Origin of the sequence: Methylobacillus gramineus (assembly GCF_020532675.1) — a bacterium.
Lineage (GTDB): Bacteria > Pseudomonadota > Gammaproteobacteria > Burkholderiales > Methylophilaceae > Methylobacillus > Methylobacillus gramineus.
In genome coordinates this window covers 1,185,386-1,202,685 of record NZ_JAJAVE010000001.1, presented here as the reverse complement: position 1 = coordinate 1,202,685, position 17,300 = coordinate 1,185,386, and the positions used below count along the sequence as shown (strand labels likewise).

Below are 17,300 nucleotides of genomic sequence, written 5' to 3'. Positions count from 1 at the left end.
AACAGGCATATTCATTGCATGCTTCCTGTGACTGGCGTTTTATAAGCCTGCTGCAAAGTTGTATAATTCAATCTTAAGGTCGTGTGAAACAGCTGCTGGGTCATGTACGTGCTGGAGTGGAGCTGCCACTCCCACTGTATTAGTGGTAGCGAATGCGTATTCCAATACGCTTGCCAACAATTGCCATCGCGCTGTTTTAGCTACCTATCGCAATCAAGAACTGATGGAAAACCATGCTAACTGCTTACCGAAATCATGTAGCCGAGCGCACTGCGCAAGGCCTGCCCCCGCTACCACTTGATACAGAACAAACTGCATCTCTGGTTGAGCTCCTGAAAAACCCACCCGCTGGGGAAGAGGCTTATCTGGTGGATTTGCTGGAAAACCGTGTTCCTGCCGGGGTGGATCAGGCTGCTTATGTCAAGGCTGCCTTTCTCTCTGATGTTGCCAAAAATGTGGCAAGTTCCCCATTAGTCTCCCCTCAGCGAGCCGTTGAGTTGCTGGGCACCATGCTGGGTGGTTATAACGTTCAGGCCCTGGTGTCCTTGCTGGATACTCCCTTGGCTGAATATGTGGTCAAGGCGCTGTCTCATACCATCCTGATGTTTGATGCTTTTCATGATGTGGCGGAGAAGATGAAGGCGGGTAACACTTACGCTAGGCAGTTGATTGAGTCCTGGGCTGAGGGTGAGTGGTTTACCAGTCGGCCTGTATTGCCAGCGGAAATGCGTCTGGTGGTGTTCAAGGTGGATGGTGAAACCAACACGGATGACTTGTCACCTGCACAGGAAGCCTGGTCACGCCCGGATATTCCATTACATGCCAAGGCCATGCTGGTGAACAAGATGCCTGATGGCCTCACCACCATAGAAACCCTGAAGCAGAAGGGTTTGCCATTGGCCTACGTGGGCGATGTGGTTGGTACTGGCTCTTCGCGTAAATCTGCCATCAACTCCGTGCAATGGCACATGGGCAATGATATCCCGTTTATTCCAAACAAACGCACGAGTGGTGTGGTGCTGGGCGGCAAAATTGCGCCTATTTTCTTTAATACGGCGGAAGACTCAGGTGCATTGCCTATCCAGTGTGATGTGAGTGCCATGAATACCGGGGACGTGATTGTGGTCCGTCCTTATGATGGCAAGGTGTTCACTGAACAGGGCGTCGAGATTTCCAGCTTTACCCTGGCACCATTGACCATGCCGGATGAAGTGCGTGCTGGTGGGCGTATTCCCCTGATCGTAGGGCGCGGCTTGACGACCAATGCCCGTCAGTTGCTTGGGCTTGAGCCTTCCACGCTATTCATACACCCGATTGCTCCCGAAGATACAGGCAAGGGCTATACCCTGGCGCAAAAAATGGTGGGCCGTGCTTGTGGTTTGCCGGAAGGTACGGGCGTTCGCCCTGGTACTTATTGCGAACCCAAGATCACCACTGTCGGCTCGCAAGACACCACCGGTGCCATGACGCGTGATGAATTAAAAGAATTGGCATGCCTGGGGTTCTCGTCAGATCTGGTCATGCAAAGTTTCTGCCATACCGCAGCTTATCCAAAGCCTGTCGATATCAAGCTGCAACACAGCCTGCCTGAATTTATTTCCAGCCGAGGTGGCGTAAGCCTGCGGCCGGGTGATGGCGTGATTCACTCCTGGCTTAACCGTCTCATCCTGCCTGATACCGTGGGTACCGGGGGTGATTCTCATACTCGCTTCCCGATAGGAATTTCCTTTCCGGCTGGCTCTGGCCTGGTGGCCTTTGCCGCAGCCATGGGTGCGATGCCGCTGGATATGCCGGAGTCTGTATTGGTGCGATTCAAGGGTGAAATGCAGCCTGGCATTACCTTGCGTGACCTAGTGAATGCGATCCCCTATGCGGCTATCCAGAAGGGTGAGCTGACAGTCGGCAAACAGGGCAAGAAAAACGTCTTCAACGGTCGGATTCTTGAGATTGAAGGTTTGCCAGACCTCAAGGTAGAGCAGGCGTTTGAGTTTGCCGATGCCTCTGCCGAGCGTTCAGCCAATGGCTGTACCGTGCATCTCAACAAGGAGCCTGTGATTGAGTTCCTCAAGTCCAATATCGTACTCATGCAGAACATGATAGATAACGGATATGAGGATGCACGTACCCTGAAGCGCCGGATTGAGTCCATGGAAGCCTGGCTGGCTGATCCACAACTACTGCAGCCTGATGCGGATGCGGAATATGCCTATGTACTTGAAATCGACCTCAATGAAGTCACTGAGCCACTGGTGGCTTGCCCCAATGACCCTGATGACATCAAGCCACTGTCCGCAGTGGAAGGCGACAAAGTGGACGAGGTATTTATCGGTAGCTGCATGACCAATATCGGTCACTATCGTGCTGCTGCCAAAGTGCTGGAAGGCGCAGGCAATATTCCCACTCGCTTGTGGATTGCACCGCCGACGCGGATGGATGAGTCGCAGCTGCGGGATGAAGGTGTCTATTCCGTGTTTGGGGTAGCGGGCGCACGGACTGAAATACCAGGTTGCTCCCTGTGTATGGGGAACCAGGCACGGGTGGCGGACAAAGCGACCGTGTTTTCAACCAGCACGCGTAACTTTGATAATCGCATGGGCAAGGATGCACGTGTTTACCTAGGCTCGGCTGAGTTGGCCGCGGTGTGTGCACGATTGGGACGTCTGCCTAGCCGGACTGAGTATCTGGAGACTGTGGGCGACAAACTGACCAAGAATTCAGAGAGTATCTACAAGTACCTGAATTTTGACCAAATGCCTGAGTACACCAAGAAAATCATCCCGATTGCGGAAGTGGCAAGTTAAGAGGGTTCTTTCTTATTTAAGGTAGCCTACAAACAGGCCGCGAAAAGCGGCCTGTTTTTTTAGATACCCATGGGTTTTATATCTTTAAAATTTAGAGAGCAACGAGTAATCCATGCGCGGTGCATATAGCCATTGCGTGCAAATGATGGATCAACGACTTGAATTCCCTCGCTGCATAGACGCCTTACACATCCAAAATGAATTGTTTCGCCGGGGCAAGGTCTTTACCAGAAATCAATCTGCGGAGATATTGGGATGACAGTCTTGCGTTACGCTGCTGGGGTATTGTTAATACTGGTCTCAATCTCTTCTGTGTTGAGTGATGAGATACCCAGGCCTCCCGTTCAGGTCGAGTATATCCAGCCCGAGAAATTCACTGATATTTCCAGCACTGATCATGGACCACCTAATAGCAGCTATCTGGATCAACTGAGTAAACATATTATGCGGCAGGCTGGGCGTTATTTGAGAGAGGGCGAGCAGTTGACGATCTCTATCCGGGATGTCGATATGGCTGGGGCTTTCGAGCCATGGAATACCCCTGGCAATGACATACGCATGATGAAGCATATTTACCCGCCCCGTATTGTATTGAGTTATCGCTTGCAGGGTGCTGATGGTTCAGTGCTCAAAGCAGGGGAGGAGAGTCTGGGTAATCTTAACTATATGTTGAGCATGCAGCCCAGTAGCACAGATACCATGCGGCATGAAAAAGCCCTGATGGGTGACTGGTTGAGAAAAACCTTTGTTGACGGTCAGGCGCAAGATTAATAGCCTGAATCGACAATAAAAAAGCCGCATGATGCGGCTTTTTTATTGTGCTGATTGCTTAATGCTTGTTGTGGTGAGCGCCATCAGAATGCGCCATGATGCGGTCTATCCAGGCGATGGAAACAGCAGAGGCGATGAAGGCCATATGGATGACCGTTTGCCAGATCAGGGTTTTGTCATCCAGGTTCTCGACGTTGATGAAGGTTTTCAGCAAGTGGATGGATGAAATGCCGATGATGGACATCGCGAGCTTGACCTTGAGCAGGTTGGCGTTGACGTGGGAAAGCCAGTCTGGTTCGTCTGGATGGCCATTGAGGTTGAGGCGGGAGACGAAGGTCTCGTAGCCACCAATGATCACCATGATCAGCAGGTTGGAAATCATCACGACGTCAATCAGGCCCAGCACCATGAGCATGATGTCGGCTTCATGCAGTTGTGGCAGTCTTTCAATCAGGTGAAAGAGTTCTTTCATGAAGTGGATGACATAGACGATTTGGGCAACGATCAGGCCCAGGTAAAGCGGGAGTTGCAGCCAGCGGCTACCAAACAGGATGGCGCTGAGAGGGCCCATTTTGCTGCGGGATGGTTGTTGCATGTGTGCTTCCTTTCTTGCTAAACGATCAAATGTAAATTCAGTGGAGAATATGAACTGGTTTTGGCTCAGGGAATCTGGTGCTCCAGGCGATAACTTGCCCCTTGATCCTGCCCCAGTTTTTTCACGAGTACAGGCAGGGTTTCCTTCAGCGTGGCAGGGAGATTCCAGGGCGGATTGGCAATAAAGAGGCCACTGCCGTGCATGCCGAATCCCTCAGGAGAGGGAGTATGGATGGTGAGGCTGACGTTTAGCCAGCTTTTGAGATGCAGTTTGGCCAATTTGTCCTGCAGTTGTTGCGCTTCAGGACGTTGCAGCAGTGGATACCAGATGATGTAAGTCCCGGTGGCAAAGCGCACCAGGCTGTCCTTCAGCGCGTCTACAACACGCTGGTAATCCCGTTTTTCTTCATAAGGTGGATCAATCAGTACCACGGCGCGACGCGGTGGCGGCGGTAGTATGGCCTTGAGGCCAGCAAAGCCATCTTCCTGTTCAACCATGACTTTGCGACCCGCGGGTTTGAAATTTTGCCGTAGCAGCTTGGCATCATTGGGATGCAGCTCAAACAGGCGCATCCTGTCATCTGCACGCAGCAAATCCTGCGCCACACTGGGTGAGCCAGGGTAATACCTCAGGTCTGCACTGCGGTTGTGCTGCTTGATTTGTGCGACAAACTCAGCCAGTGCTGGTGGCAGCTTAGGTTCATCCCACAGTCGTGCTATCCCTTCGGAAAATTCGGCATTTTGCGTGGCATAGCCTTTGTCCAATGCATACATGCCAGCACCGGCATGGGTATCGATATACCAGTAAGGCTTATCTTTCTGGCTGGCATAGGACAGCACTTGGGACAGCACAAAATGCTTGAGGACATCGGCATGATTGCCGGCATGAAAGGCGTGGCGATAACTGAGCATGTGGGGTAATCAACAAGAATTGCCGACATTATAGATGCCTGAGCAGTAGAGACTATGAATTTTCACCTTAAATGAGCAAGAATGATCTTGGATACAGCACTTTATCCATCAGATTCATTGATATTTAAGGATCCAGCTTTTTAATTGTAGGTAGGCCTGCTAGCATTACAACCCTATGGGAACTCATCATCACGATCATCATCATTCACATGGCGGCTCAAGCAGTTTGTTACTGCCTCTGCTGCTGATTGCCGGATTCGCTGTTGTCGAGGCAATAGGCGGCTGGTGGACTGGCTCATTGGCATTGCTGGGTGATGCCGGACATATGGTGTCGGATGCACTGGCATTGGGCTTGGCCTGGCTGGGGAGCTGGATTGCACGTAAACCCGCCACGCATAAACATAATTTTGGCCTGGTACGGGCAGAGGTGATTGTGGCCCTGGTCAATGCCTTGCTCATGCTCGCAGTGATTGCCGGGATTATCTATGAGGCTGTGCTGCGCTTGCACACACCGCAACCAGTACAAGGTGCCGAGGTCATGCTGATTGCCTTGATTGGCATGCTGGTCAATATCGTGGTGGCCTGGATGCTGCATAAAGGCCACAGCAGCCTCAACAGCCGCGCTGCATTGCTACATGTGCTTGGTGACCTGCTGGGGTCGGTAGCAGCGGTTATCGCAGGTGCCGTAATTTATTTCACCGGCTGGATGCCGATCGATCCACTACTTTCTATATTTATTTCCTTGTTGATTCTGGTTTCTACCGTCAGATTATTGCGAGAGGTCTTGCATGTACTGATGGAAGGCGTGCCGCATCATATTGATGTGAACGCGGTGCAGCAGGCGTTGACGGCTACCCAGAACGTACGTGAAATCCACCACTTGCATATCTGGTCCCTGTCTTCTGAAAAAACGGCACTCTCGGCCCATGTCGTGCTGGATGACATGCAGGACTGGCATCCTTTGCTCAGTAATCTCAAGCATATGCTGCACGAGCGTTTTGATATTGATCATGTGACCCTTCAGCCGGAAACCACCGAGGCCCTGAACAGCGGCTCAGCCAATTGCTGGTTAACGCAGAAAAGCGCGCATGAGCATGAGCACCATCACCACGAGCACCATCATCACCCACATTAATTCTGCGCACATTTTTCGTGTGATCAATGAGATTCAATCATAAGGAGAGCGATATGCCATACGTGAATATCAAGGTAGCTGGTGCGTTGACCCGCGAGCAGAAAGCCAAGATTGCCGAAGAGGTGACAGACACCCTAGAGCGCATTGCCAAGAAGCCCAGATCTTACACTTACATCACGTTTGATGAGGTATCAGGAGAAAACTGGGCGGTGGCAGGTGAGTTGGTGGATAGCGATTAGTTTTTGCCCGTCTGTTTTATTTGTGATTGTTTATTGTTTGACCGCTGATATGGTCAATGATGTCTATGTTTGACCCCAAACCTATACTGAAAAGCCTGCCCAACCTGCCTGGCGTTTATCGCATGATGAACGATAAGGATGAAGTGATTTATGTGGGCAAGGCGCGCGACCTCAAGAAGCGGGTCTCGTCTTATTTCCAGAAGAATCTGGCTTCACCGCGCACGCGCATGATGGTGTCCCACATCGTGCGCATAGAAACCACCGTGACCCGTTCAGAAGCGGAAGCCTTGTTGCTTGAGAATAATCTTATCAAGAGCTTCATGCCACGGTACAACGTGTTGTTTCGCGATGATAAGTCATATCCCTATATCACCCTGACAGGGGATGAGTTTCCGCGTCTGGCTTTTCATCGTGGCGCGCAGCGTAAGGGACATCGCTATTTCGGCCCTTTTCCCAATGCAGTGGCCGTGCGTGAAAGCATACAGTTGTTGCAGAAAGTCTTCCGTCTGCGTACTTGCGAAAATACGGTGTTTGCCAATCGCTCTCGCCCTTGTTTACTGCATCAGATTGCACGTTGTACCGCTCCCTGCGTGGATTTGATCACAGCAGAGGATTATCAGCGTGATGTGATGCATGCCACGCTGTTCCTGCAGGGTAAAGAACAAGAGGTGATGGATGAGCTGGGCGTGAAAATGGGCGAGGCAGCAGAACGGCACGAATATGAAATGGCAGCCGTTTATCGCGATCGCATTCAAAGCCTGCGTCAGGTACAAGCCCGGCAATTTGTCAGTGACTTCAATGTGTCGGATGCGGATGTGATTGCCTGTGCTGAATTGCAAGGCAGCTGGTGTGTGAACCTGGTCATGATACGCGGTGGTCATCACCTGGGGGATAAAAGCTTTTTCCCCAAAAATGCGGATGGCGCTGATATGGACACCATGGTGGAGGCATTCCTCGAACAGCATTACATGGCCAGCGCCATCCCGCCTTTGCTGATTATTGGGGTGGCGATTGAAACTGAGGCGCTGGAGGAAGTATTCAGTGAGCAAGCTGGCAGGAAAGTGCGTATCAATAACAACCCGACAGGGGATAAACGCGTCTGGATGAAAATGGCGCAGACCAACGCTGATCTTGCCTTGCAACAGCGCTCAGCGCAGCAGGCTAACCAGCAGGCCCGCCTGGTTTCCTTACGTGAAGCCTTGATGCTGGCAGAGAGTACTGAACGCATTGAATGTTTTGATATCAGTCACACCATGGGGGAGGCCACTGTGGCCTCATGCGTGGTGTTTGATAAAGGTAATATGCAGAACTCCGAGTATCGCCGTTACAATATCACTGGTATCACCCCCGGGGATGATTATGCAGCGATGCGAGATGCCCTGACACGGCGCTACAGAAAAGTGGCGGCAGGAGAGGGTAAGCGGCCAGACTTGGTATTTATCGATGGCGGTAAAGGCCAGCTTGGTGTGGCAGTGGAAGTGATGCACGAGGTAGGTTTGCCGGATATCCAGTTAGTGGGCATTGCCAAGGGTGAGGAACGTAAAGCGGGATTAGAGCAGATGTTCTTTCCTGAGCGGGAAACGCCGGTCGGTTTGCCCAAGGATCATCCCGGACTCCATCTGTTGCAGCAAATTCGCGATGAGGCCCATCGTTTTGCCATTACCGGGCACCGTGCCAAGCGCGGCAAGGCCCGTATGCATTCCAGTCTGGAAGATATCATTGGTATAGGTGCCAAGCGCCGTAAAAGTCTGCTGCTGCGTTTTGGTGGGCTTGACGGTGTCAAGAATGCCTGTATTGATGAAATTGCCCAAGTGGATGGCATTAGCCTGGCACTGGCACAGAAAATTTATGAGGAGTTGCACTGATGTTCTGGAATGTCCCTAATACGCTCACCGTGATGCGTATCTGTTCTATCCCGGTGTTTGTCGGGATATTCTATTTTCCGGAAAGCACACTGCCCATGCATGACAAGAACGTGCTGGCCACCTTCATCTTTGCATTTGCCGCGATCACCGACTGGTTTGATGGGTATCTGGCTCGTGTGCTGAACCAGACCTCTGCCTTTGGTGCATTTCTCGACCCTGTTGCCGACAAGCTGATGGTTGCTGCAGCACTGATCCTGTTGATTGAACTGGATCGGGTGGGCGCGGTGGTTGCCCTCGTCATTATCGGCCGCGAGATCGCGATCAGCGCATTGCGGGAGTGGATGGCCGGGGTGGGTGAAAAAGGCAGTGTGGCTGTTACCTACATTGGCAAGGTCAAGACGGCCGCGCAAATGGCGGCCATTCTGTTTTTGCTTTATAACGACCCGCTTGGGCCGGTCGATATAAGATTTTTTGGCGATATATTAATTTATATCGCGGCATTTTTGACATTGCTGTCAATGGCTTATTATCTCAAGGCCGCCTGGCCGCGCATGAAAGCGGGCTGAGGTCCCTGAAATCCGCTTGACACTGGTCTGAAAATCCTTAAAATGGCGCCTTCTTTCGATGCGGGAATAGCTCAGCTGGTAGAGCGCAACCTTGCCAAGGTTGAGGTCGCGAGTTCGAGTCTCGTTTCCCGCTCCAGATTTAAAAAAGGAAAGAAAAAGCAAGTATTTCCTTTTTTATCAGATACCTAGTGTAGTCTGATGTTGGTTATGGCGCGATAGCAAAGCGGTTATGCCGCGGCCTGCAAAGCCGTTTAGGCCGGTTCGACTCCGGCTCGCGCCTCCAGGTAAAATAGTTTGCTGTAAAGCAGTGCGGGAATAGCTCAGTTGGTAGAGCGCAACCTTGCCAAGGTTGAGGTCGCGAGTTCGAGTCTCGTTTCCCGCTCCAAAATAAAAGGGAGAAAACATCTGTTTTCTCCCTTTTTACTTATCACACTGGTCAACTTCAGCTAATAATTCAGCGCTAAGTCTACCCACCTTGTATCCTCCGTATTCAAATCATTAATCAGTGATGATCAATCCATAACCGTGCTGCGGATTCTGGAATCGGTGGAGAATATATATAGCCCTGCACCATGGTACCGCCAATTTCCCGGATAACGGCCATTTCCTCTGCAGTTTCCACTCCCTCAATGATGCAGTCCAGTCCCATGTCACGGCTTAGTGCCAGCAGGGATTTGACAATTTTGAGGCTGGCCGGATTTTTCTCAATGCCGGTGACAAAGCTGCGATCTATCTTGATTTTGCTCAGGGATAAGGCATGCAGCTGGCTGAGGCTGGAGTAGCCTGTGCCAAAGTCATCCAGTGTAATGCCGCAGCCTAGTTGCCTGATCTGCTCTGTCGCCCATTTGGCCTGGTCTATATCATGCATGACGGCGGTTTCGGTGATTTCCAGGTCCAGCTGCCTGGGGTCAAAGTCGGCTTCGTCAATGATCTTTACGATCTGATGAATGATGTTTGGAGAACTGAGGTCGTGGGTTGATAGGTTAAATGACAGCCGGATATGATCAGGCCATTTGGCCGCGGCAGCCAGTGCTTTTGCCAACAGGATGCGGGTTTGCTGGTTGATGATGCCGGTGCGTTCTGCAATCGGGATGAACTGGGCCGGTGAGACTGATCCCAGCACGGGGCTTTGCCAGCGAGCCAGCGCTTCAAACGCCACGATTTGTTCCGTATTGATATTGATGATGGGCTGGAAATAGACTTCCAGTTCCTGCTCAAAATCCGCTTTTCTCAATGCTTGTTCAATGTTGGCATCAAGGTGAATCCTGTTGCTGTGGCTGGTGGAGAAGACGCTAACCATGCTGCGGTTGTTACGTTTGCCTTGATAGAGGGCATAGTCAGCATGTTCAAATAAATCGGTAGCATTGGCGGCCATATCTGGATAGGTCACGAGGCCCATGGAGGCGGCAATCTGGATCGTGGTATCCGCGATCAGGAATGGCTGGCGCAGGGCTTCGCAAAGCGTGGTGCCAAACGCCAGTAATTGATCGTTATCCATCGCACGCGTGATGATCAAGGCAAATTCGTCTCCACCCAGACGTGCCAGATGCGTTTCTTCATCACACAGGTTTTGCAAACGCTGGCCTGCCGCAAACAATAATTTATCCCCCACGCTATGCCCGTATAGGTCATTGACTGGTTTGAAGCCATCCAGATCCAGGATGCCCACTGCAAAACGGGTACCTGTACTGTGGGCCTTGAGGCAGAAGGCATAGAGTTCCGTGAAAAATTTACGCCGGTTGGGCAGCATGGTCAGACTATCCATATTGGCCAGGCGCAGGTTGTCATTGCTGAGCGCTTCTGTATGGACCTGGGCATCGACCAGGCTGGTGAAGTCGCGGTAATAGACATGCAGAATCACCAGCATGGTCGCCGACACCAGTGCGACATTGACAGAGGTTGCGATGAAGGTTGGTTTTCCGGTGGAAGCAAAGAAAATGACAAAGCTGATATTGACCACTGCTGCCGTAGTTAGGGCCGCCGGACGCAGGTGCATGAGGCAGAAAATACAGCCAATGACGGTAATGCCCATGTAGAAGGCAACATGGGATTGGGCATAGGCATCGCCATAGGGAAACAACATGATGGCCCAGATGGTGAAACTCATCGCGATAGGGCCTGCAATCAGGTTGGTGCGTCGAAGTGCCTTTCGCGCTTCGTCAATCGTTGGTTCGATATTGCGGGTGCGGAACCAGAATACAAAACGTATGACGCAGATGAGTGTCAAGCCAATCGGATAATCCCAGACCAGCCAGCGGGGCGCACTCTGCATGTGGGTACTGGTCAATATCCAGCTATTGACCAGTAATATGAAATACATCAGCGGAAGTTGTTTGGAGAAGGCTTTGTATTGGGCCTTGAGTAGCACGGGGTTGTCCATATCAATGGCAAACCCTCGTGTAAGGTTATTCAAGAATTCCGCATAGCGTGCCATCCTAAACTTTCCCCTTAAATTGTCGCATTTATGGTTCTTATTAATGCTGCAGCGTCAAAGTATTATTGACTAATAGCGTATCAACAGTAAATGTTTAGACGAGGTCTAGAGTTAAATTTTTTTCAAAGAGAATATTTAACTAGTCGAGTTGAAGGGGTAATACGAGGAAGGAGAGCACAGGGTACCTGCACTATTGCATATGATGCAGAGTACAGAGCTTGCTTGAAGCCAAGGAGGGTGGAGGGTTATATGGCCGATAGTGGCTTGATCACGATATGCGGTAATCGCATGATCTTGTCTATCGTCAGCCTGGCCAGTGCCCATGCCCGTTCTTCCCGCATCAGGGCTTTTTCATGCTCACTGTAAGGCAGAAACTGGCCGCCAAAAGTCAGAGAGTGCCGCACAGAGGCGTTCTCGTTCATATAGGCTTTGACTACATCTTTTACACGCTCTTCGCGGCTTAGGTATAACGAGGGCATTGCTATTCCTTCCTATCGATCTTGCATGACATCGTTAATTATCTTACATGGCCTTGCTCAGGCTACGCTAGGGGTTTTGTGAGACTTTTACTGTGCGGGATATTAATCTGGGACGGAAGCGATGAGATTCGAACTCACGCCTCTTCAGGCGTGTTAAAGAACTCCTACATGACTGTCGGAGATGCTCTGCTAGTGATGGAGTTAGTGCAGGGCTATGATGATATCAATTGTATAGTCGATCAAGACATCAAGGAGGGATTCATGCGATTAATCAAGCGGGTTTTACTGTTGCTGGCACTGCTGATGCCATTATCTGTATGGGCAGCAGATACCGAGACCTTAATCAATTATGCAGATGATCCTGCCACCACTGGCAAGGTCAAGGCGGCCCTGGCCAAGGACACAAGATTGAGCGCATTGGATATCAAGGTCAAGTCCGATGATCTGGGCGCGGTGCATTTAAGTGGTAGCGCCAAATCACAGGCAGAAATCAGCCAGGCAGTGATTGTCGCCAGGAGTGTGAGTGGAGTAGTCTCGGTGCAGAATGATATTGTGATTGATGCACCTGACTCTGTGAAAACCAAATGATGTCAATTACAAGTGAAGTTAGTTAGCAGGCTAGCTGGAAATCTTGAACAGGGAATTGGCAATCGATGGGTATAATGTAAAGGTTAGTGCAGAGAATAAGGTAGTAAGCCTGCTTGCAGGCCGATGAGCCGTCATTGACCCAGTGTGATTCTGCCGAAATGGATTGGGCGCACTAACACCTGATCAAGAAAACAGGCCATGGATTCCATGGCCTGTTTTTTTTATACCTACTTGATTGCTTGCAGGGCGACTGGTGTGCCATTTGGCGCTGCTTGCTGCCAGCTGCCACCCAGCGCACGAATCAGGTTGACCGTGGCGCGCGCACGTTCGCCATCCAGCTGCAGGGTTACGCGTTTTTGCAGCAGCAAGGTGCGATCTGCATCTATCACTTCCAGGTAGCTTACCAAGCCCTCACGGTAACGGCTCTGCGCCAGGTTGCTAGCCCTTAATGAAGAAGTGACAGCACTATCTTGTACCTCTGACTGGTTGTCCAGTATGCGCAGGCTGGCCAGGTTATCCTCAACCTCACCAAACGCCGTCAGTACAGTCTGGCGATATCTAGCCACGTCCTCTTCATAGGCTGCACGTGCCCGTTCCAGGCCAGCTTCACGGCGGCCACCATCAAAAATGGGCATGGAAAGCATGGTGCCTATCAATGGGCCGAGAAGAAAAGTGCGGTTGGACCACTCGAACAGGCTGCCCAGTTCTGAGGATTCATAGCCAAGTGCGCCGGTGATATTGAGGCGAGGGAAATAAGCCGCCTTGGCGACCCCAATCCGGGCATTGGCAGCTGCCATGGCGCGTTCAGCGGCGGCAATGTCAGGCCTGCGCTCCAGCAAGGATGAAGGCAGCCCTGCTGGTATATTGATGCTAATGCGCTGTAAAGGGGTTGCTGCCAGGCTAAATTCTGACGGTGATTTGCCCAGCAGGATGGCTAGGGCATGCTCGGCGATGGCACGGCGACGCGTCACGCCCAGTTCTTCGGAGCGTGCAGCTGCCAATTCAGTCTTGGCGCGGGCCAGCTCCAGCTCACTGATATCGCCTGCATCATAGCGATGCTGCGTCAGTTGCACGGTTTGTTCTCGTAGTTTGACCGTGTTCTGGTAGATTTCCCGTTCAGCATCCAGCTCGCGGATGGTGAAGTATTGTTGTGCCACGTCAGCCTGTAAGGACAGCTGCAGGGACTTCAGCAAGGCGGCGCTTTGCTCTGCACTCGCTTCAGCCGCATTCACCAGTGATGATACCCGCCCGAACAGGTCTGCTTCATAAGCTACTTGGGCTTGCGCACGCCAGAGGGTTTGTTCACTACCATTCTCGGTTCGCTGCGCATCTGGTGACACGCGCTGGTGTCCAGGACTGATCCCGCCACTGATCTGGGGATAACGTGCTGAACGTTCATCCTTGAACAATGCGCGCGATTGCGCCAGGCGGGCGATGGCCGCCTGCAAGTTCTGGTTGGCAGCGAGGGCCTGATCTTCAAGGTTGTCCAGTGTCAGGTCATTGAACACCTGCCACCATTGGCCTCGCAAAACCTGCTCGGCAGGTTCTGCTGTTTTCCACTGGCTGGATTGCTCACCACCCAGGCTGGTGCTGGCCTCTTTGTATTGGGCCGGTGTTTCCACCTGGGGCTTTTCATATATCGGAGCCACTGAGCACGCTGCCAGCAGCAACGTGGCAGTGAGCAGGGATAATGTCTTGATGGGTTTCATGATGGTTATTCCTATATCAAATGGCTGGCAGTCGGGCCGGATACATGAGGCTTATGCTCGGTGGCTGAGTGCAATGGGTGACCACCGCTCAATGTGCGCAGCAGTACATAGAACACAGGGGTCAGGAACAGGCCAAAGAATGTCACACCCAGCATGCCGAAGAAGACGGCAATACCCATGGCATAACGCATTTCAGACCCTGCACCGCTGGAGGTGATCAGAGGCACTACGCCCATGATGAAGGCGATAGAGGTCATGAGGATAGGGCGCAAGCGCAGGCGACTGGCTTCAATAGCGGCTTTCACAATGCTGCTGCCTTGCAATTCCAACTCACGCGCAAACTCCACGATCAGGATGGCATTCTTCGCTGACAGGCCGACCAGCACCATGAGGCCGATCTGGGTGAATATATTGTTATCCCCTTTGGTCAGCCAAACACCCGTGAGAGCCGCCAATATGCTCATAGGCACAATCAGGATCACGGCCAGCGGCAAGGTCAGGCTTTCATACAATGCAGCCAGTACCAGGAACACCAGCAGTACACTGATGGGGAATACCCAGATGCCTGCATTGCCTGCGATGATTTGCTGATAGGTCAGGTCTGTCCACTCAAACTTGATGCCTGGTGGCAAAGTCCTGGCGGCAATCTTTTCTACCACGGCCTGGGCTTGTCCGGAGGAGTAACCGGGAGCAGGTCCACCATTGATGTCGGCTGCCGTATAGCCGTTGTAACGGACGACCATCTCCGGGCCAAAAGTTGGCGTCACCTTGACCAGAGATGACAGCGGCACCATGTCACCCGCATTGTTACGGGTTTTCAGTTGCAGGATGTCTTCTGCCCTGGCTCGGTAAGGGGCATCGGCTTGCGCACGTACCTGGAATACACGGCCAAAACGGTTGAAATCATTCACATACAGGGAACCCAGATAAATCTGCATGGTATCGAATACTTCCGTGACCGGTACCCCCAGTTGTTTGGCCTTGGCACGGTCCAGATCCACGTTCAGCTGAGGTACATTGATCTGGTAATTGGTGAACATGGGGCCAAGTTCGGGTGCCTTGGACGCCTCTGCTATAAAGGCATTCACGGCACTGTCCAGCTCCGAATAACCCAGTGCGCCCCTATCTTCAATCTGCAACTTGAAGCCACCGATAGTGCCCAGGCCCATGACAGGAGGAGGTGGGAATACAGCGATATAAGCATCCTGTATCTGGCCGAATTTCTCATTCAATGACTGCGCAATAGCGGCGGCGGATAGCTCCTTGCCTTTGCGTTCATTGAACGGCTTCAGCGTGGTGAATACAATCCCTGCACTGGAGCTATTGGTGAAGCCGTTGATGGAAAGTCCGGGGAAGGCCACCGCGTTTTCCACGCCAGGCTGCTGCAGGGCAATTTCGCTCATGCGGCGGATGACTTCTTCGGTACGCTCCAGTGATGCACCGCTAGGCAGTTGGGCAAAGCCCACCAGGTATTGCTTATCCTGAGCTGGTACGAAACCGCCAGGCACGATCAGCGAAATCGCCACAGTCAATCCTAGCAATACAGCATACACGCCCATGGCCGAAGCCTTGCGGTTGATAATGCCCTTGACGCCATGGCCATATTTGTCGGAGGCTTTGCTGAATAGCTTGTTGAACCCGGCAAAGAAACCACCTAGCCAGCGATCCATGAAGCGTGTCAGCCAGTCTTTCTTGTCATGATGTCCCTTGAGCAGTAAAGCGGATAGCGCAGGAGAAAGCGTGAGTGAGTTGAAAGCCGAGATCACGGTGGAAATGGCGATGGTCATGGCGAATTGTTTGTAGAACTGACCAGTCAAACCCGTCATGAAGGCCAGTGGTACAAACACGGCAATCAGGGTGAGCGCGATTGCAATAATCGGGCCGCTGACTTCACGCATGGCCTGGTAGGTGGCATCGCGCGGGCTGAGGCCAGCGGCAATGTTACGTTCCACATTTTCAACCACCACAATCGCGTCATCCACCACAATCCCGATCGCCAGCACCATGCCAAACAGGGACAGGGCATTGATCGAGTAACCAAAAGCCAGCATCAAGGAGAAAGTACCGATGATGGAGACAGGGACTGCCAACAGCGGGATGATGGAAGCACGCCAGGTTTGCAGGAACAGGATTACGACTAATACCACCAGCGCAATGGCTTCCAGCAGTGTTGTCACTACGGCACGGATACTTGAGCGTACAAACTGGGTAGGGTCGTAGACGATATGGTATTCGATAGACTCAGGGAAGTCGGCAGCAAGTTCCTCCATGGTTGCGCGTACTGCATCTGAAATTGCCAGTGCATTGGCGCCTGGGGCCTGGAAGATTGGGATAGCGACAGCAGGCTTGTTATCCAGTAATGAACGCAGACCATATTCAGACGCAGCCAACTCAATACGGGCGACATCTGAGAGGTGGGTGATGGCGCCATCGGGTGAGGTCTTGAGAATGATGGCGGCAAATTCCTCCTCAGTCTTAAGGCGGCCCTGCGCATTGACCGACAGTTGCAGCGGTACACTCTTGGCATTCGGTGAAGCCCCGATCACACCGGCAGCGACCTGTACATTTTGCTCACGTATTGCCTGTGCCACATCAGAGGCGGTCATGCCACGTTGAGCCACTTTCTGTGGGTCGAGCCAGACGCGCATCGCATAGTTACCCGAGCCGAACAGGCCCACTTCTCCCACACCTTGTATGCGTGCCAACCTGTCCTTGACGTTGATCACGGCATAGTTGCGCAGATAGGTCATGTCATACCGGTTATCTGGCGATGTCAGGTGTACCACCATGGTCATGGTTGGCGAGCTTTTGAGGGTGGTCAGGCCCAGGCGCTGCACGTCAGGTGGCAGGCGAGGCAGGGCCTGGTTGACGCGGTTTTGCACCAGTTGCTGTGCCTTGTCCGGATCCACGCCAAGCTTGAAGTTGACGGTAATAGTGAGGTTGCCGTCGCTATTCGCTTGCGACTGCATGTAGATCATGTCTTCCACACCATTGATGGACTCTTCCAGCGGCGAGGCCACGGTTTCGGCGATCACTTTTGGATTGGCACCTGGGTATTGCGCACGTACCACCACAGAGGGGGGTACTACTTCAGGATATTCTGAGATGGGTAGCTGAAACATGGCCAACGCGCCACCCAGCAAGATCAGCATGGATAGCACGCCCGCAAATATCGGGCGGTCTATGAAAAATTTTGAGATATTCATT

13 protein-coding genes and 3 tRNA genes are annotated in these 17,300 nt (G+C 52.1%); 10 read left to right on the top strand and 6 right to left on the bottom strand.

All coding sequences use genetic code 11. From position 1 onward, the window contains the following. Positions 1 to 233: 233 nt before the first annotated feature. Both acnB and LG201_RS05545 read left to right on the top strand, forming a co-directional pair. Positions 234 to 2,801: a bifunctional aconitate hydratase 2/2-methylisocitrate dehydratase gene (acnB, locus tag LG201_RS05550; RefSeq protein WP_226771167.1), complete on the top strand. Its 2,568-nt coding sequence runs from the start codon at positions 234 to 236 to the stop codon at positions 2,799 to 2,801. A gap of 255 nt (positions 2,802 to 3,056) precedes the next feature. Then, on the top strand, positions 3,057 to 3,572 hold the full coding sequence (locus LG201_RS05545) for a DUF3016 domain-containing protein (RefSeq protein WP_226771166.1): 516 nt from the start codon (positions 3,057 to 3,059) through the stop codon (positions 3,570 to 3,572). A gap of 58 nt (positions 3,573 to 3,630) precedes the next feature. On the opposite strand, the gene LG201_RS05540 is transcribed toward LG201_RS05545, so the two are convergent. Together LG201_RS05540 and LG201_RS05535 are read right to left on the bottom strand one after the other, a co-directional pair. Then, complete coding sequence (locus LG201_RS05540; RefSeq protein ID WP_226771165.1) at positions 3,631 to 4,167, bottom strand: TIGR00645 family protein; 537 nt, start codon at positions 4,165 to 4,167, stop codon at positions 3,631 to 3,633. 65 nt (positions 4,168 to 4,232) lie between these two features. Then, positions 4,233 to 5,078 (bottom strand): 23S rRNA (adenine(2030)-N(6))-methyltransferase RlmJ, encoded by an 846-nt coding sequence (locus LG201_RS05535; RefSeq protein WP_226771164.1) that lies wholly within the window; start codon positions 5,076 to 5,078, stop codon positions 4,233 to 4,235. Positions 5,079 to 5,253: 175 nt separating this feature from the next. Between LG201_RS05535 and LG201_RS05530 the strand changes: the two genes are divergently transcribed. The 7 genes from LG201_RS05530 (at position 5,254) to LG201_RS05500 (ending at position 9,268) form a co-directional block, all read left to right on the top strand. After that, entirely contained in the window at positions 5,254 to 6,213 is a 960-nt protein-coding gene (locus LG201_RS05530; protein WP_226771163.1) for a cation diffusion facilitator family transporter, read from the top strand. A gap of 53 nt (positions 6,214 to 6,266) precedes the next feature. Then, on the top strand, positions 6,267 to 6,452 hold the full coding sequence (locus LG201_RS05525) for a tautomerase family protein (RefSeq protein ID WP_226771162.1): 186 nt from the start codon (positions 6,267 to 6,269) through the stop codon (positions 6,450 to 6,452). 65 nt (positions 6,453 to 6,517) lie between these two features. Then, entirely contained in the window at positions 6,518 to 8,317 is a 1,800-nt protein-coding gene (gene uvrC, locus LG201_RS05520; RefSeq protein WP_226771161.1) for an excinuclease ABC subunit UvrC, read from the top strand. Continuing rightward, positions 8,317 to 8,883 carry a CDP-diacylglycerol--glycerol-3-phosphate 3-phosphatidyltransferase gene (pgsA, locus tag LG201_RS05515; protein ID WP_226771160.1) on the top strand — a complete coding sequence of 189 codons (567 nt, stop codon included), beginning with the start codon at positions 8,317 to 8,319 and terminating at the stop codon, positions 8,881 to 8,883. The genes uvrC and pgsA overlap by 1 nt, the downstream gene beginning before the upstream one ends. A gap of 60 nt (positions 8,884 to 8,943) precedes the next feature. Then, positions 8,944 to 9,019 (top strand) — tRNA-Gly (locus LG201_RS05510). Between the two features lie 73 nt (positions 9,020 to 9,092). Further along, positions 9,093 to 9,166: transfer RNA gene (locus tag LG201_RS05505), tRNA-Cys, on the top strand. A 26-nt stretch (positions 9,167 to 9,192) separates the two neighbouring features. Beyond that, a tRNA-Gly gene (locus LG201_RS05500) sits at positions 9,193 to 9,268 on the top strand. Between the two features lie 117 nt (positions 9,269 to 9,385). Here the strand turns inward: LG201_RS05500 and LG201_RS05495 are convergent. Beyond that, positions 9,386 to 11,317: a putative bifunctional diguanylate cyclase/phosphodiesterase gene (locus tag LG201_RS05495; protein ID WP_226771159.1), complete on the bottom strand. Its 1,932-nt coding sequence runs from the start codon at positions 11,315 to 11,317 to the stop codon at positions 9,386 to 9,388. Between the two features lie 245 nt (positions 11,318 to 11,562). Further along, the gene (locus tag LG201_RS05490) at positions 11,563 to 11,796 is read right to left on the bottom strand and encodes a hypothetical protein (protein WP_226771158.1); all 234 of its coding nucleotides are present in this window, start codon (positions 11,794 to 11,796) and stop codon (positions 11,563 to 11,565) included. 261 nt (positions 11,797 to 12,057) lie between these two features. On the opposite strand from LG201_RS05490, the gene LG201_RS05485 reads away from it, so the two are divergent. Then, complete coding sequence (locus tag LG201_RS05485) at positions 12,058 to 12,384, top strand: BON domain-containing protein (protein WP_226771157.1); 327 nt, start codon at positions 12,058 to 12,060, stop codon at positions 12,382 to 12,384. 227 nt (positions 12,385 to 12,611) lie between these two features. On the opposite strand, the gene LG201_RS05480 is transcribed toward LG201_RS05485, so the two are convergent. Both LG201_RS05480 and LG201_RS05475 read right to left on the bottom strand, forming a co-directional pair. Then, entirely contained in the window at positions 12,612 to 14,093 is a 1,482-nt protein-coding gene (locus tag LG201_RS05480) for an efflux transporter outer membrane subunit (protein WP_226771156.1), read from the bottom strand. Positions 14,094 to 14,104: 11 nt separating this feature from the next. After that, positions 14,105 to 17,299: an efflux RND transporter permease subunit gene (locus LG201_RS05475; protein ID WP_226771155.1), complete on the bottom strand. Its 3,195-nt coding sequence runs from the start codon at positions 17,297 to 17,299 to the stop codon at positions 14,105 to 14,107. Position 17,300 lies beyond the last annotated feature (1 nt).

Coding starts and splice junctions, on each gene's coding strand:
- LG201_RS05525 (WP_226771162.1), top strand. CDS start 6,267: ATGCCATACGTGAATATCAAGGTAGCTGGTGCGTTGACCCGCGAGCAG.
- LG201_RS05480 (WP_226771156.1), bottom strand. CDS start 14,093: ATGAAACCCATCAAGACATTATCCCTGCTCACTGCCACGTTGCTGCTG.
- LG201_RS05495 (WP_226771159.1), bottom strand. CDS start 11,317: ATGGCACGCTATGCGGAATTCTTGAATAACCTTACACGAGGGTTTGCC.
- acnB (WP_226771167.1), top strand. CDS start 234: ATGCTAACTGCTTACCGAAATCATGTAGCCGAGCGCACTGCGCAAGGC.
- LG201_RS05475 (WP_226771155.1), bottom strand. CDS start 17,299: ATGAATATCTCAAAATTTTTCATAGACCGCCCGATATTTGCGGGCGTG.
- uvrC (WP_226771161.1), top strand. CDS start 6,518: ATGTTTGACCCCAAACCTATACTGAAAAGCCTGCCCAACCTGCCTGGC.
- LG201_RS05490 (WP_226771158.1), bottom strand. CDS start 11,796: ATGCCCTCGTTATACCTAAGCCGCGAAGAGCGTGTAAAAGATGTAGTC.
- LG201_RS05485 (WP_226771157.1), top strand. CDS start 12,058: ATGCGATTAATCAAGCGGGTTTTACTGTTGCTGGCACTGCTGATGCCA.
- LG201_RS05540 (WP_226771165.1), bottom strand. CDS start 4,167: ATGCAACAACCATCCCGCAGCAAAATGGGCCCTCTCAGCGCCATCCTG.
- pgsA (WP_226771160.1), top strand. CDS start 8,317: ATGTTCTGGAATGTCCCTAATACGCTCACCGTGATGCGTATCTGTTCT.
- LG201_RS05545 (WP_226771166.1), top strand. CDS start 3,057: ATGACAGTCTTGCGTTACGCTGCTGGGGTATTGTTAATACTGGTCTCA.
- LG201_RS05530 (WP_226771163.1), top strand. CDS start 5,254: ATGGGAACTCATCATCACGATCATCATCATTCACATGGCGGCTCAAGC.
- LG201_RS05535 (WP_226771164.1), bottom strand. CDS start 5,078: ATGCTCAGTTATCGCCACGCCTTTCATGCCGGCAATCATGCCGATGTC.